Source organism: Auritidibacter ignavus, from assembly GCF_003703835.1.
Taxonomy (GTDB): Bacteria; Actinomycetota; Actinomycetes; order Actinomycetales; family Micrococcaceae; genus Auritidibacter; species Auritidibacter ignavus.
In genome coordinates, this window is sequence record NZ_RDQR01000006.1 from 45,236 (window position 1) to 60,138 (window position 14,903).

Annotated in this window: 11 protein-coding genes and 1 pseudogene; 6 read left to right on the forward strand and 6 right to left on the reverse strand. The window is 59.6% G+C overall.

Going from position 1 to position 14,903, the window contains the following annotated elements; genetic code table 11:
- Nucleotides 1–571: 571 nt before the first annotated feature.
- From trxA to DYI20_RS12560, 5 genes and pseudogenes are all read right to left on the reverse strand, one after another.
- On the reverse strand, nt 572–895 hold the full coding sequence (gene trxA, locus DYI20_RS04785; protein ID WP_122548967.1) for a thioredoxin: 324 nt from the start codon (nt 893–895) through the stop codon (nt 572–574).
- A 29-nt stretch (nt 896–924) separates the two neighbouring features.
- A complete protein-coding gene (trxB, locus tag DYI20_RS04790) occupies nt 925–1,878 on the reverse strand; it encodes a thioredoxin-disulfide reductase (protein WP_122548968.1) in 954 nt (317 codons plus the stop codon).
- 119 nt (nt 1,879–1,997) lie between these two features.
- Nucleotides 1,998–3,698, reverse strand: coding sequence for a hypothetical protein (locus DYI20_RS04795; RefSeq protein WP_122548969.1), 1,701 nt, complete (start codon nt 3,696–3,698; stop codon nt 1,998–2,000).
- 128 nt (nt 3,699–3,826) lie between these two features.
- Nucleotides 3,827–5,539: a murein biosynthesis integral membrane protein MurJ gene (murJ, locus tag DYI20_RS04800; protein WP_233242753.1), complete on the reverse strand. Its 1,713-nt coding sequence runs from the start codon at nt 5,537–5,539 to the stop codon at nt 3,827–3,829.
- A gap of 374 nt (nt 5,540–5,913) precedes the next feature.
- Nucleotides 5,914–6,492, reverse strand: a pseudogene (locus tag DYI20_RS12560) (NUDIX domain-containing protein); the annotation flags it as partial.
- Between the two features lie 51 nt (nt 6,493–6,543).
- Here DYI20_RS12560 and DYI20_RS04810 point away from each other — a divergent pair.
- The 3 genes from DYI20_RS04810 to DYI20_RS04820 are packed head-to-tail and all read left to right on the forward strand — an operon-like array spanning nt 6,544 to nt 10,327.
- Nucleotides 6,544–8,091: a CCA tRNA nucleotidyltransferase gene (locus tag DYI20_RS04810; RefSeq protein ID WP_122548971.1), complete on the forward strand. Its 1,548-nt coding sequence runs from the start codon at nt 6,544–6,546 to the stop codon at nt 8,089–8,091.
- Nucleotides 8,084–8,584: a DedA family protein gene (locus DYI20_RS04815; RefSeq protein WP_243857762.1), complete on the forward strand. Its 501-nt coding sequence runs from the start codon at nt 8,084–8,086 to the stop codon at nt 8,582–8,584. The genes DYI20_RS04810 and DYI20_RS04815 overlap by 8 nt, the downstream gene beginning before the upstream one ends.
- A gap of 9 nt (nt 8,585–8,593) precedes the next feature.
- Nucleotides 8,594–10,327, forward strand: coding sequence for a formate--tetrahydrofolate ligase (locus DYI20_RS04820; RefSeq protein ID WP_122548973.1), 1,734 nt, complete (start codon nt 8,594–8,596; stop codon nt 10,325–10,327).
- 33 nt (nt 10,328–10,360) lie between these two features.
- Here DYI20_RS04820 and DYI20_RS04825 read toward each other — a convergent pair whose 3' ends face one another.
- Nucleotides 10,361–11,470, reverse strand: a complete 1,110-nt coding sequence (locus DYI20_RS04825) for an inositol-3-phosphate synthase (protein WP_208392265.1) — start codon at nt 11,468–11,470, stop codon at nt 10,361–10,363.
- Nucleotides 11,471–11,555: 85 nt separating this feature from the next.
- Here DYI20_RS04825 and DYI20_RS04830 point away from each other — a divergent pair, with 85 nt between their 5' ends.
- The 3 genes from DYI20_RS04830 to rpsF all read left to right on the forward strand — a co-directional run bounded on the left by DYI20_RS04830 (nt 11,556) and on the right by rpsF (nt 14,875).
- Complete coding sequence (locus tag DYI20_RS04830) at nt 11,556–13,118, forward strand: glycosyltransferase family 87 protein (protein WP_183145597.1); 1,563 nt, start codon at nt 11,556–11,558, stop codon at nt 13,116–13,118.
- Between the two features lie 10 nt (nt 13,119–13,128).
- On the forward strand, nt 13,129–14,406 hold the full coding sequence (locus tag DYI20_RS04835; RefSeq protein ID WP_122549005.1) for a M18 family aminopeptidase: 1,278 nt from the start codon (nt 13,129–13,131) through the stop codon (nt 14,404–14,406).
- Between the two features lie 163 nt (nt 14,407–14,569).
- The gene (gene rpsF / locus DYI20_RS04840; RefSeq protein WP_110100910.1) at nt 14,570–14,875 is read left to right on the forward strand and encodes a 30S ribosomal protein S6; all 306 of its coding nucleotides are present in this window, start codon (nt 14,570–14,572) and stop codon (nt 14,873–14,875) included.
- The last annotated feature ends 28 nt before the right edge of the window (nt 14,876–14,903 follow it).

Here is a 14,903-nt window from a genome sequence, read left to right on the forward strand (position 1 = left end):
CGGGCCTCGTTTTGTTTCACGTGAAACACGGCTCCCCATGTGGTACATGACTTCTGAATGCGACGCCTTTCTCCGAGATCACAGGTGCATAGACGCCACGATGCTGTCGCTGTTGATACCATCAACGAGGGCTGAGAGCGTGATACCGACTGGTCCGGATACATAAGTTCCACGTGAAACATTGCGTCCCGAGTAGACAGTCATGCTCGTGGGTACTCCTGGTTTGACAACAAATTTCACATTCAGCAAGAACCCGGCTAAGGGTAAAGCGAGCCGTGCGAAATCAATGAGCTACAGCGTAAGAGCATGCAGTAAGAAAGGTGGCATTCTCGACGGGATAGTTGCGGGTATGAGGACATGCAACCTCGTGGTCAATGATTGTGTCTCCAATCCTACGAAAAGAGGATGATTGGGCATCGTTCTAGGGGTATGAGTTAGTTCCTACTCCAGGTGATTTAGCAAGCATCATTGGAGTTCCACAGCTGCGAACCGATAGGTGAGCACAGATCGTAAAAAAAGAGGACGGTGGTTTCACGTGAAACCACCGTCCCGGGTAAAACGCGGTATATTCTTATTTCAGAAGGTCCGCAAATTCAGACTCGAGTGCTGGCTGTGGCTTCGCACCGATCGAGGTGGCGACCTTCTCCCCATTCTTAAAAGCCATCACCGCAGGGATGCTGGTAATGCCGTACTGCGAGGCAACCTGGGGATTGTCGTCAACGTTGAGCTTTGCAACGGTAATCTTATCCGCGTGCTCTTCTGCCATCTTCTCCAGAACGGGAGTCAGCATCCGGCACGGACCACACCATTCTGCCCAGAAATCGACGAGTACAGGTTTATCGTTCTCGAGGACTTTCTCCTGAAAGTCTGCATCGGTAACGTCGATAGTTGCCATTTTAACTCCTAAAGGTTGATAACTAAGTATTAGCCTAGATTTATAAGGTAGTGTTCAACATCTTGTGCTGCTACACAGCCGGTACCGGCGGCCGTGACGGCTTGGCGATAGGTAGGGTCGATGACGTCTCCGGCGGCAAACACGCCGTCAATGTTGGTCTGGGAAGACGGATGCGCAACCTTGATCGTGCCATCATCGTTGAGGTCCAAAACATCTTTGACGAGTTCGGTGCGAGGGTCCTGACCGATAGCGACAAAGAGGCCGGAGATATCCAGGGTTGAGCGCTGGCCAGTCTTCAGGTTTTCAATGCCGGCAGTGTGAAGTTTATCTTCTCCGGAGAGATGTGTGACCACGGAGTCCCAGATGAACTCGATCTTGTCATTTTCAAGAGCGCGCTGTGCCATGATGTGGGATGCTCGGAGTTCATCACGACGATGAATCACGTAGACCTTTGAGGCAAATTTAGTGAGGAAGAGTGCTTCCTCCATGGCGGAGTCACCGCCGCCGACCACAGCGACTTGTTGATCGCGGAAGAAAAAACCGTCGCAGGTCGCACACCAGGAGACACCAAAACCGCTCAGGCGTTGTTCGCCGTCAATCCCAAGGTGACGATATGCGGATCCCGTGGCAATAATCACGGTACGCGCACGATAGCTGTCCCCGTTACCGAGTGTCACGACCTTGGGATGGGATGCCAGATCGAGTTCTACCACATCTTCATATTGAATGTCAGCGCCGAAGCGGCGGGCCTGGGCCTCAAAATTGGCCATCAGTTCTGGGCCCAAAATCCCATCGGGGAAACCAGGGTAGTTTTCAACATCGGTGGTGTTCATCAGTTCGCCACCGGCGGTGACTGATCCAGTGAAAACCACAGGGTTGAGATTGGCCCTGGCAGTATATATTGCTGCGGTGTACCCAGCGGGACCCGAACCGACGATGATCACATTGCGGACATCGTTGGCATCAACTTCCGTCACGGTGATGACCTCTACTTTCCGACATCAGCAACCGGGTTTGCTGGAAACCAACGGCGTAATGTACGTACACAGTGTGTTTCTTCATCCACCCTTAACGGTAAGGCCGTGACGGATATTCCATCACCCTAATTCACGGTAATTTCAGCGATATTCAGCCCATAGGGCAAATCGGCGGACGCATCGGCAGCCTGTGGCAAATCAGTGAAGTTAATAATGACATACTGCCCGGTAACCGGCTCACCATCCTCGCTCGACACCGAGGCGGTGTAGCTCGGCCCGGTAAAGGAGCCTTCTGCTACGGCAGTTCCATCAGCCGGGTTCTCAGTATCTGAGACGAGTACCTGGAAGCTTCCGCCGGATCCACCGTTCTGGTCGATGTTGACCTCGGTGATCTCCGAGTCTTCCTCCAGTTCAACGACGAGAGCAAGATTTCGGGCGAAACCACCAAACTGCGATTGAGCAAAAGACAATGAACGCCACGAGGTCGCCGCATCACCATCGACTGCTAACGGAAGCTGGTCGTCGGTTTGGGAGCTAAGATTCGGTGAATCGGGGACCACGCGGGAGATGCCGGCAATAGACGGCGCTGGGGCCACCGGTGAGGCCTCTTCATCCGCGGACTCGCCATCTTGTGGCTCTTGCTCGCCCTGCTCGTTGGGCTGGGCCGAAGACGTCGGCTCGGCCACGGGTTCCGAACCGCCACGTCCCAGGAAGGTAAACATCAGCACGACGGCGACGACGAGGACCAAGAGCAACAGGACAGCGCCAATCCATCGACCGGTCCCGCCGCCCTGGCGTTCTTCGGCGTATTCCATCGCATAGCTGTCGCCGTATCCGCCACCGGATGTGGCCGGCTGGGGTGCGGAGGCGGAACCACCGACTGTGGCGGAATTGCCCATAGCTTGGGCGACGCGTTGTTGAACATTCTGCGGTGCTGGGTCCTTAGCTGTGGGAACCTCTGATGCCTCGACACTGGCGGCGGCTGCTTCAGCAGCCGGAGCCTGACCGGCCGGTTCCTGACCTGTCTTCTCCGGGGTGTCGTCAGAGTCGTCGATCACCGGAATCGGACCGGTTTGTACCGACTCGGAGCCCGAATGGCTCACGGGTTCGGTCGGTTCCTGATCTGCGTGACGCGGGCCGTGGTCAGTGTCCTGACCCCCTTGGCCCGAGTGGTCATCGTGGTCATCGTGACGTGTCGGGCCGGCACCCACGCCGGCAACAGCGGCACCCGCACTGGCATCGCGGGCTGGGCGGGACGTCGTGTTGGGGTGGGGAGTGTCTCCAGGACGGACGAGCTTGGAGGGATCGTCGGTGCGGTTCAACGAGTCGTTGAGGCGATCGGAGATCCGGTTGAGGAATTTCGACCGATGTGGCTGTTGCTCCCGGCTGGCGGCCACATCGGAATCTAGGCTGGAGTAGTACTCGTCATCGTCGTCGTAGGTCTGGGGCTCGTAGGACCGAGATTCACCGAAGATTTCGGATCCCAGGTTCTCGGTGTAAAAGGGCTCGACGTAGACCTCGTGGCCGGTTACCAGGGAGAGTAAGGACTGTGGGTCAGTCTCCCCGGCGGAAATCAGGTAGGTGCGGTCGTCCGACAAGCCCAGGTCCAGGACTTGAACGTCGGAGGAACGTTCTCCGGTAGCCAGTTGCCGGGCTGAGGTTGCGACCTGGGAGGCGTGATCGGGGGAGGCCACCAGAATCATTACTTCACGATTGAGTACTTGATCGAGTCCGGTAAGGATCACATCTTGCTCAGCGGTGGCCAAGACCTGTCCGGTAATCAGGTACCGTCCGCCCAGCACGTTACCTTCGTCGAGTTGTGCCACGATCTTTCCTCCAGGGTCGGGTTAAAAGTTGGTCATGGTCGGCAGAGACCATTTATTCGACCTAATCTTCTATGGTAGTCGCACCCTGGCGACGCTGTGCGTCAATCACACGGGATTACCCCAGAGTTTTACTCGGTCGAGCGCGTGAAACGTTTGATCAAAGGGCCGAGATAGTCGTCGAGTTCTTTGACGTTGAAAGCCCGACAAGCCAGCAGATACACCGCGAGCATCACGATTCCGACCACCGCGCAGGTGATCAGTGCGGTGAGAATCGAGGCGTAGGGGAACCCACTGTGATAGCCACCCAAGAGCAACAGCACCAACGCGCCAACCAGCCCGGAGGCCACGGCCGCATACCCGGTGCGCAGGTAGGCGGTGAAGACCTTGCTCGTGTGGTAGTTCCCGAACCGCTTCAGAGTCAAAAAGTGCACCATGAGGAACTGAATGATGTGCACCACCGTGAACAGTAGCGCAATCAGGTGTGCCAGGGAGGCGTTCGGGATGATCGGGGCAAGCAGATAGGCCGAGATCAGCGTGAGCACCGAAGCGGTGCACTGCACGATCATGGGCACCGTGGCGTTCTCGGAGGCGTAGAACACGCGCAACAGATAGAAGTGTGCCGAGCGGAAGGGCATGCCAATGGCCAGTAGCACCAGGATTTGGCCGATTGCTGCCGCGGAGATGGGAGCGGTGTCAGAAGATCCGGAGAACAGTCGCCCGATCGGGGCAGCCAAGACGAGCACTACCATCATGGCAAACATCATCGGTACCGCGAAGCTACTCAGCCCGGCGCCGGTGGTCCACCGGGCTGCGACGGTATCGCGGTCCTGCAGGGAGCGGGTCAACCGGTTGAACAGCACCGTGGCGATCGACAGCACGAACACCGAGTGTGGGAGCACGGTAATCAGTTGCGAGACGTTCAGGGCGTAGAGGCCGGGGACCGCGGCAGCGGCTTCGGGGGTTTCGGCGACAGTGGACCGCGCCTCAGTGGCTCCGGTGACCAGGCGGTTGATGAGTAGGTTGGTGACGTTGCCGACCAGCATGGTGATGATGGTGAATCCGGCCAGCCGACCGGTGGTGCGCAATCCCATCCCGCGCCAGCCAAACTTCAGTTTCAGCCCCAGTCCCAAACGTTTCAGCGGCCACAACAGCACGAGTGCCTGGATAGCAATGCCGAGGGTGTGGCCTCCAGCTAAGACTGCCGTGTGGGTAGGGGACCAAGCGAGTAATTGGTCCTCATCCGACATTCCGGTGTAATGGCCGAAGGTGACGATGTAGGCCACAATCACCAGGATGGCCACCGCGTTATTGGCTACCGGCGCCCACATATAGGCGCCGAAGCGTCCGTGAGCGTTAAGGATCTGCCCGATGATGGCATACATCCCGTAGAAGAAGATCTGGGGCAACGTCCAGAACGCGAAAGCGGTGGCTAAGGCGAGCTTGGGTTCCGACCAGCCCAGGGTGAGCGCATTCATGATCGGATAGGCACACAGCGTGATCGCGATCGTAAAGGCCCCGATGATCAACAAGGCGAGGGTCAGGATGCGGGAGGTGTAGTCGGCGCCCCGGTCGGGTGCTTTGGCAGCCTTAATGAGCTGAGGTACCAGCACTACGTTAAAGACACCACCGGCCAGCAACATGTAGATCACGTTGGGGATGGTGTTGGCGGATTCGAAGACGTCAGCGACTAAGGCGGTGGACCCAATGGCCACGGCGAGCAATGACGTACGAACGAAGCCTAAAATTCGAGACACTAAAGTGCCGGAGGCCATGAGCGCTGAGGCTTTGGTAGCTCCGGCAGAGGATTTCGATTGGTCTTCAGGGACAGGACGCTCGCTCACCGCTGATCTTCCTGGGGTGGGTGCTGGGATGATTTCGAGGGCCCAGACGGATGGCGGAAGCGTTGTACCCGCAACATCAACTCGAACGGGGTTGGTGGTGTGGTGGGTTGAGTCGCGGCATCCTGACCGGACTGACCTGGGTGATCGGCAGGGGACCGATCCTCGGTCTGCTGGCAGGAGCCTACCGTTTCGGGCCCGGCGGAGTGGTGCTGCTGTCCGGGTGTGCCGAGATTCTGTGATGTGTCGGTAGACTCGTTGTTCCGGTCCCGAGTCGCTGGTGTGGGGCGCAGATTCTCCGGAATGAGCCCGGATGGTAGTCGGCGACGAAGCGGGATGACGCGTCGGGACCGGAATGTCACCGGTACGTGGGTAAAGTACTCTGGTAGCGCCTCTTGGGCGACTTCGACAATTCGGCGTTCGTTGACGAAGCTGAGGCGAGCAGAGAGCCGTTCCAGGTCGACCCAGGCAACGTCGATGGCTTCGTGGTCGGGATCGTTCTCAATGGTCAAATTCCCGCCGGTGGCACGCAATAAGAAATGGTGCACGGTTTTGTGCACGCGGTGTCCGGGAACGGTAAACCAGTAGTCAATGGAGCCCAGCGCAGTCAGCACTGTTCCCGAGATCCCGGTTTCTTCGGCGACTTCTCGTTCGGCGGCGGCGTGGTGATCTTCTTCACCCTCCGGATGGCCCTTGGGCAGGACCCATTCCAGCCGGCCTCCGCGGTTATAGCGGGCAATGATGGCTACCTGGAGCCGGCCGAGACGTTCCCGCACGACCATGCCCCCGGCCGAAATCTCTTCCACTGTGGGCAATTGGGCATCCTCGCGCGGACGGGGGGTACGCCGTGTAGGATCGAAACGATCGATTCGTGCCGGGCGTGTGGGTTCAGCGTTTTCGGGCGTACCGGAGCCCCAGCTATTCCAGGGGCGTCGTGGTGACCGAAAACGAGACATGTTGTCCACTCTATCCCGATTACCTCATCACCGAACTGAAGCTACGACTGGATGCCCACGATTCGCCAGCGACACCAACCAACCACCCAGAGACCACGCCGAGACGATACTGTGATTCAACACCCCGACGACGCCCACGCACTCAACGCTGCACGACCGTTACCCGCTGGTTTTCCTCACGGAGCCACGGTGCCGGGGCTCGTGGTAGAACTGGGTAACATATTTCAGCAGGCCGGTTTCGAGCTGGCTCTGGTCGGCGGACCGGTGCGCGATATCTTCCTCGGGGTGACGGCTGTGGACCTGGATTTCACCACCGACGCCACTCCGGAGCAGATTACTGAGGTGTTGGGCACCTGGCCGGATGCGATCTGGGATATTGGGGCCGCGTTCGGAACCATCGGGGCCCGTAAGGCCGGCTGGCAGGTGGAGATCACCACCTACCGGGCCGAAAAATACGACCCCGAATCGCGCAAACCGCAGGTGGTCTTCGGCCACGACCTCACTGATGACTTGTTGCGCCGGGATTTCACCGTTAACGCGATGGCCCTGAAACTCCCCGACCTCGATCTGGTTGATCCCTTCGGTGGCATTCGGGATCTGGCCGCCGGGATGCTACGAACTCCGGGCAGAGCCGAAGCTTCATTCTCCGATGACCCGTTGCGGATGATGCGGGCCGCCCGGTTCATGTCGCAATTGCGCTTGTCGGTAGCCGATGACGTACGCACCGCGATGATCGAGATGGCCGAACGCATTAACATCATCTCTGCCGAACGGGTCCGTGATGAGCTGGTCAAGCTGATGATCGGGGCCGATCCGCGGGCCGGTTTGGAACTGTTGGTCCAGACCGGACTGGCTGAGCACGTGCTCCCCGAACTGCCGGCCCTGCGACTGACCATGGATGCCGCCCACCATCATAAGGACGTCTACCAGCACTCGCTGAAGGTGCTGGAGCAAGCCATGGAGTGGGAACCGGAGTATGTGTCGGCACCGAATTTCGTGCTCCGTTTCGCAGCGGTGATGCACGATATCGGCAAACCCGCCACCCGTCGGTTTGAGAAAAACGGGGCGGTGACCTTCCGCCACCACGATGTGGTCGGAGCAAAGATGGTCAGGTCCCGGATGAAGGCTTTGCGCTTTGATAAAGAAACCATCCGGGCGGTGGCCACTTTGGTCGAGTTGCACATGCGTTTTTACGGGTACGGAGATGCTGGCTGGGGTGATTCGGCGGTGCGCCGCTACGTGACCGATGCCGGGGACATGTTGCACCATTTGCACGCGCTGACCCGCTCGGATGTCACCACCCAGAATAAACGTAAGGCCAACCGTTTAGCTCACGCCTATGATGACCTCGAACAACGCATTGAGCAGTTGGCGGCCGAAGAAGAATTGGCGAAGATCCGTCCCGATCTCAACGGCCAACAGATCATGCAGATCCTGGGGATTTCCCCGGGACCGTTGGTCGGACGTGCCTACCAGCATCTGCTGGACTGGCGGTTGGACCAGGGCCCGCACACCGCCGAGGAAGCCGAAGCCGAGCTCTTGCGCTGGTGGGAGCAACAACCCGAATCCCAGACGAAAGCGGAGCCGAGGGATGAGTGATGGAGTCTGGTACAACCCGATGTCGTGGACCGCACCGTGGTTCGTGATTTGGTTGGGGCTCTATGTGGTGATCTGGGCCCGCGCCGGCGGCACCTATTTACTAGGTCGTGGCATTCGCATCGGGGTGGGTCGGACGCACACTCGGCTGGCTCGGGTATTACAGACCGACGGGTATCAGCGCGCCGAGCGAGCGATTGACCGGTGGGGCGCCCCAGTGGTGGCGTTGAGCTTTCTAACCATCGGATTCCAAACGTTGGTGAATTTCGCCGCCGGGGTGACCCGGATGCGGTGGTTCCGTTACGTCCCCGCGCTCGCAGTGGGCGGGGCAGCCTGGGCGGCGATTTACGCCACTGTCGGTGTGGTCTCCTTCCGGGCGCTGAGCTACTTCTTCACCCGGTGGCCGGTGGCCACCGGCGTAGTGGTGGCCTTGATTGTGATCGCGCTCGTCATCTGGTTCGTCGCGAAACTCCGAGGTCGGCACAACAACGTTTAGGCTGGAGGTATGAACGACGCTGAGATCTCTGCCACAGCCACTCTGCAACCGATTCACGCGATCGCCGAGCGGCTGGGAGTCTCAGCCGAACATCTCATTCCCTACGGCCACACCATGGCCAAAATTGATCTCACCGGTCTCGGGCTCACCGACAACGCGGATGCTCAGCGCAGTCCGGGCAAAGTGGTATTGGTCACCGCCTGCTCCCCGACCCCGGCTGGAGAAGGGAAGACCACCGTCGCGATCGGGCTGGCTGACGGGTTGAACCGCATCGGGGTCAACACGGCCCTGGCCTTGCGTGAGCCGTCATTGGGTCCGGTTTTTGGACTCAAGGGTGGTGGCACCGGCGGCGGGTACGCCCAGGTGGTGCCGATGGATAAGATCAATTTGCACTTCACCGGTGACCTACACGCCATCTCGGCAGCGCACAACTTGTTGTGTGCCCTGGTGGATAACCACATCCACCAGGGCAATCAGCTAGGCATTGACCCGCGCACCATCACCATTAAACGGTGCGTGGATCTCAACGACCGGGCACTACGTCACACCGTGATTGGACTGGGGGGACGCACCCAAGGGGTGCCCCGAGAAGATGGTTTCGAGATTACGGTGGCGACCGAAACCATGGCGATCTTCTGTTTGGCCACCGACCGGAAGGATTTGAAGCAACGACTGTCGCAGATGATCATCGGCTACACCTATGACCAGAAGCCGGTAACCGTCGGTGAGTTGGGGCCCGAGGGTGCCCAAGGGGCCATGGCAGTGTTGCTCAATGATGCACTGGATCCCAATTTGGTCCAAACGTTGTCCGGCACCCCCGCGTTGGTGCACGGCGGACCGTTCGCCAATATTGCCCACGGCGCCAATTCGGTGATTGCCACCAATACCGCCCGGGCGCTAGCCGATGTGGTGATTACCGAGGCCGGCTTCGGGGCTGATCTCGGCGCCGAAAAATTCATGCACATCACCGGCCCGGCTGGAGGGTTCAGCCCCGATGCCATCGTGGTGGTCGCCACGCTCCGGGCACTGAAATATAACGGTGGGGTCAGCGTGGATGAAGCCAACCAGGTCAATCCGGAGGCGCTACGGGACGGCGTGGCGAACCTTGACCGGCACCTGGACCACCTAGCGCACTATGACCGTCCCGTGGTGGTGGCGATCAACACCTTCCCGGACGACACCCAGGAGGAGATAACCTGGCTGATCGACCACTGCCAGGCCCTAGGGGTAACCGCCGAGATCTGTGCAGCGTGGGGGCAGGGTGCCGACGGGGCCGAAGCCTTGGCTCGGGTGATCCGAGACCAGCTGCAACAGACTCCCCACCAACAACACCGGCGCGAGCAGGCCGAGCAGCACGCCCCGGATCCCCTCAGTCCGCAGGAGTTGGCGGGCTTGCCCCTCCAGGAGAAGATCTCGGTGATTGCCCGCACGATCTACGGGGCTGACGGGGTGAAATATTCCCCGGCAGCACTGAAACAGTTGGACGAGCTGGCGGGTACCCCGGCGGAGTATCTGCCCGTGTGCGTGGCCAAAACCCCGTTCTCCTTCTCTGATGACCGGACAAAACTCGGGGCACCGACCGGGTTTCAGCTCACCATCCAGCGCGTGCGGCTACGAGCCGGTGCGGGATTCGTGGTGGTCTACACCGGACGGATTATGACCATGCCCGGGCTACCGAAACATCCCGCTGCCGAGGCGATGGACGTTGCAGACTCCACCGGTGAGATTCTGAATATCTTCTAGGACTCGAGACTGCTAGAACCCGAAAACAGACACCTAGCGCTCAATCTCGCCACGAATAAAGGCCTCCACCAGTTCGCGGGCGTGCTCATCGCGGTGCTGGACCGGTGGGGACTTCATGAAATAGGAGGAGGCCGACAGGATCGGTCCACCGATGCCACGATCCAAAGCGATCTTGGCAGCCCGGACCGCATCAATGATCACACCGGCGGAGTTTGGGGAGTCCCAGACTTCGAGTTTGTACTCTAACGACACCGGAGCATCACCGAAGTTGCGCCCCTCCAGCCGGACGAAGGCCCACTTGCGGTCATCGAGCCACTGCACGTAGTCAGACGGGCCAATATGGACGTTGCGGTCCTCCAGTTCGGTGTCCAGATTAGAGGTCACCGCCTGGGTCTTGGAAATCTTCTTGGACTCCAACCGCTCGCGTTCCAACATGTTTTTGAAGTCCATATTGCCACCGACATTCAGCTGGTAGGTCCGATCCACGGTTACCCCGCGGGCTTCGAACAGTGCTGCCATGGTGCGGTGGGTGATGGTGGCCCCGATCTGGGATTTAATATCGTCGCCGACAATCGGCACCCCGGCCTCGGTGAACTTCTGCGACCACTCTTCGGTCCCGGCAATGAAGACCGGTAGTGCATTCACAAAGGCCACCTTGGCGTCCACGGCAGCTTGCGCGTAGAACTTATCGGCCTCTTCAGAGCCCACCGGAAGATAGGAGACCAGCACGTCGACCTCACGATCGCGCAAGACCTGGGCCACATCGACTGGATCAGCGACAGATTCGGTGATGGTTTCGCGGTAGTACCTCCCGAGACCATCCAGGGTCGGGCCACGCTGGACCTGTACACCGGTAACAGGGACTTCGGCCAGGGTAATGGTGTTATTCTCCGAGGCGGTGATGGCCTCAGCAATGTCCAGCCCCACCTTGGCCTGATCGACATCAAAGGCCGCCACGAACTCCAGGTCGCTGACATGATAATCGCCGAAACGTACGTGCATCAATCCGGGTACCACATCAGAATCAGCGGCATCCCGGTAATAGTGCACACCCTGAATCAGGGAGGAAGCACAGTTCCCCAACCCTGCGATCGCAACTCGAATTGCAGACAACGAGATACTCCTTTTGTTTTTAAACCTCATCTACTCTACGTCAGCCCGGAGGTGACCGAAGAGAAACCGGCAGGTTTTTACACCCTGATCGCTCACACCACGTAAACTGTGCCTCATGGCCACCCGCGCACAACAGCAACAGCCACGCACGCCTGTTGCTCCTTCTCGAACTGACCCGCTTCTCGCCCGGCTGACCTCCGAGAAAATTGGCCCGATCGGACGACGTAGCGCACCTGGTCGGACCGGTGGCGGGTTTTTCACCCCCATGCGGGTGCTGATCCTGATGACCACCCTGGCGGCGTTGGTGGCGGTGCTACAAAAATCACCGTGCCGTCTTGAAGGCTGGTCCCAACCCTTCGTGAACTTCGCCGGATGCTACTCCGACTGGACCGCGTTATACGGTGGTCGCGGTTTCGACGAGAACCCCTTCGCACCCTTCATGGAGGCCTCCACGTTCGAATACCCGGTGCTGATCTCGGTTGTGGCCTCCCTGACGGCAGCACTGACCCACTTCTTTAACCCCGACCGGCCCTCGTTACTGTACTTCGACATCAACTTCGTGTTGGTCTTCGCCCTGTGGGTCATCACCGTGGTGGTCGTCGCCAAGTCCTCGGTGCGGCGCTTCTGGGATGCCGCGATGGTGGCCATCGCCCCGGGCATGATTCTGGCGTCCTCTATTAACTGGGACATGTGGGCGGTGGTCCCCCTGATCCTGGGTCTGTGGCTGTTTGGTGGCAAGAAGTACTTTTGGGCCGGCGTCCTGTTCGGCATCGGCATCTCGGCGAAAATCTTCCCGTTACTCGTCTTCGGGGCCATCCTCGTGCTGGCGGTCCGTACTCTGGTCTTCCGCCCATTGGTGCTCAGCGCGGCCGGAGCGGCCACCTCCTGGCTAGTCCTCAACGTGCCACTGATGCTGACCAACTATGAGGCGTGGTCGTTGTTCTACACCTTCTCCGCCGACCGTGGGCCCGGCTGGTCCTCGGTCTGGAGTATGTGGAACGTATTCAACGACAGCCACCCGGTCACCGCCGAATCCCTGTCCTATTTGTCCGTGGGTGCTGTGGCGATCTGCTGTGCTTTCATTTTCGTCATCGGAACCACCGCACCGGTTCGTCCCCGCATGGCGCAATTGGTGTTTCTCATCGTGGCCAGCTTCGTGCTGTTCAATAAGGTCTACTCACCACAGTTCGTGGTGTGGCTGATCCCGCTGGTGGCCCTGGCCTTGCCCAATTGGCGTGACTTTTTGATCTGGCAATTCGTGGAAGTGTTGCACTTTTGGGCGGTCTGGGCCCATCTGTCGCATTTTACCTCCGAACACAACACCCAGCACCTCTTCGATGAACGGCTCTACGGTCTGGCCGTGGCCGCACACATGTTGGCCACCTTCTATCTGATGGCCCGGGTGGTCTATCAGATCTACCGGCCTGAAACCGACCCGGTGCGCACCAGCCTGCCCGTCTTCGACTCCAGCCTGCGCGGTGAGGCTTCGAAGAATCTGGCCTGGGATGACCCGCTGGGTGGAGACTATGACGGCGCACGCGACCGTCTGCCATTCCTCATCCCTGTAGCCCAACCCGTCGGCAAACATGCCGATCACACCGAGCCCGAACCCGTTGAAGTCGGCGCGGCCGAGCACCAGGGGATCTGGACACCCATCACCCTTGAGCACAAACAGTAGGGTGGAGTTCATGAGTCACCTCGATGAACTGGTCCGTCTGATATCTGATGCCCCGACCTCATGGCACGCTGCCGACTATGTAGCCCGGGAAGCTATCGCCGCTGGCTTCACCCGGCTGGAGGAAACCGAGCCCTACCCGCTAGCCCCGGGTGGTTACGTGGTCGTCCGTGATGGTGCGGTGATCGCCTGGATCCAGCCGGAGGCCACCGGCGAGGACTCAGCGACGCTACCGGGCTTTCGCATTCTGGGCGCTCACACCGATTCCCCGGGGTTCAAGGTCAAACCCAGCCCGGATACCACCACCGCCGGCTGGGCCCAGGTCGGTGTTGAGGTGTACGGGGGACCGCTGGTCAACTCCTGGTTAGACCGCGACCTGGCCTTCGCCGGACGCCTGGTATTACGCGATGGCAGCACCAAACTGGTCACCACCTCCGCGATGGCGCGCATCCCGCAGCTGGCTATCCACCTCGATCGCGAGACCGATCGGGGGCTGACTCTGAATCGACAACAGCACCTGATGCCGATTGTGGCCACCGCCTCCGGCGACTCCGCAACCACCATTGTGCACGCCATCGCCGAAGAAGCCGGTCTCTCGGCAGACCACGTGGTTGCCGCCGATCTGATGCTGGCCGATACTCAACCCCCGGCCATACTGGGCTCGGCCCAAGAATTCTTAGCCGCCCCGCGGATGGACAATCTGGTCTCCGTCTCGGCTGGACTTTCCGCTCTGCTAGAGGTTGCCCACCAGCCAGCGCCCGACCTGATTCCGGTGCTGGCGGCCTTCGACCACGAAGAAGTCGGTTCCCAGACGCGTTCGGGGGCCGCCGGGCCATTCTTAGACGAAACTCTGGTGCGTATCCAGCACAGCCTGGGCATTAGTCCCGAGCAGAGCCCGCGGGTGCGCGCTCAATCCTGGCTGCTGTCGGCCGACTGTGGCCATGTGGTCCACCCCAATTACGTCACCAAACACGACCCGGACCACCACCCGTTGCCCAACCAAGGCCCGTTGGTGAAGATCAACGCCAATCAGCGCTACACCACCGATGCGATGGGACATGCGGCCATGGCCGGGTGGGCCGAGGACGCCGGGGTACCGATCCAAGAATTTGTCTCCCGCAATGATGTGCCCTGTGGCTCCACCATCGGTCCGATCGCCTCGACCCGGTTAGGGATTCCCACGGTGGACTGCGGGGTGGGGTTGCTGTCGATGCACTCGGTCCGTGAATTGGTCGGTGCCAAAGACCCAGGCTACTTGACCCGCCTCACCGCCGCCTTCTTTCGCCAGTAGTCAGCACCAGGAAAGCTGGATCTGTAGCACACTTCTCACGGTTCGCGTGGTAATTTCGGCGCAATCACGCTAAACTATTCGAGTTGTTCTTTGACAACAGCACTAAGGAGAACCTCCTGTTACGGAAAGACCGTGACCATAAGCCCGAAGGAGGTGGGTTCGCATGCGTGCATATGAATTGATGGCGCTGATTGACCCGGAGGTCGATGAGCGTACAGTTGAACCGACACTGCGTAAGTACTTTGACAACACCGTTGTCAAAGACGGTGGCTCCGTGGAAGAAATCGATGTGTGGGGTCGTCGCAAGCTGGCCTACGAGATCAAGAAGAACTCGGAAGCTGTTTACGCGGTCGTGAATTTCACCGCTGAGCCGGCCTCGGCTCAGGAATTGGAACGCCAGCTGGGTCTGAATGAGACCGTGTTGCGCACCAAGATCATTCGTCCGGAAGAGCAGAAGGTCACCCTCTAGGGTCACCTCGTCACTGCACAAACACTCA

Excerpts from the sequence above, each read along its gene's own strand:
- DYI20_RS04815 (WP_243857762.1), top strand. The coding sequence starts at position 8,084 with ATGAGTGATGGAGTCTGGTACAACCCGATGTCGTGGACCGCACCGTGG.
- DYI20_RS04835 (WP_122549005.1), top strand. The coding sequence starts at position 13,129 with ATGAGTCACCTCGATGAACTGGTCCGTCTGATATCTGATGCCCCGACC.
- DYI20_RS04830 (WP_183145597.1), top strand. The coding sequence starts at position 11,556 with ATGGCCACCCGCGCACAACAGCAACAGCCACGCACGCCTGTTGCTCCT.
- DYI20_RS04825 (WP_208392265.1), bottom strand. The coding sequence starts at position 11,470 with ATGAGGTTTAAAAACAAAAGGAGTATCTCGTTGTCTGCAATTCGAGTT.
- trxA (WP_122548967.1), bottom strand. The coding sequence starts at position 895 with ATGGCAACTATCGACGTTACCGATGCAGACTTTCAGGAGAAAGTCCTC.
- DYI20_RS04810 (WP_122548971.1), top strand. The coding sequence starts at position 6,544 with ATGCCCACGATTCGCCAGCGACACCAACCAACCACCCAGAGACCACGC.
- DYI20_RS04820 (WP_122548973.1), top strand. The coding sequence starts at position 8,594 with ATGAACGACGCTGAGATCTCTGCCACAGCCACTCTGCAACCGATTCAC.
- rpsF (WP_110100910.1), top strand. The coding sequence starts at position 14,570 with ATGCGTGCATATGAATTGATGGCGCTGATTGACCCGGAGGTCGATGAG.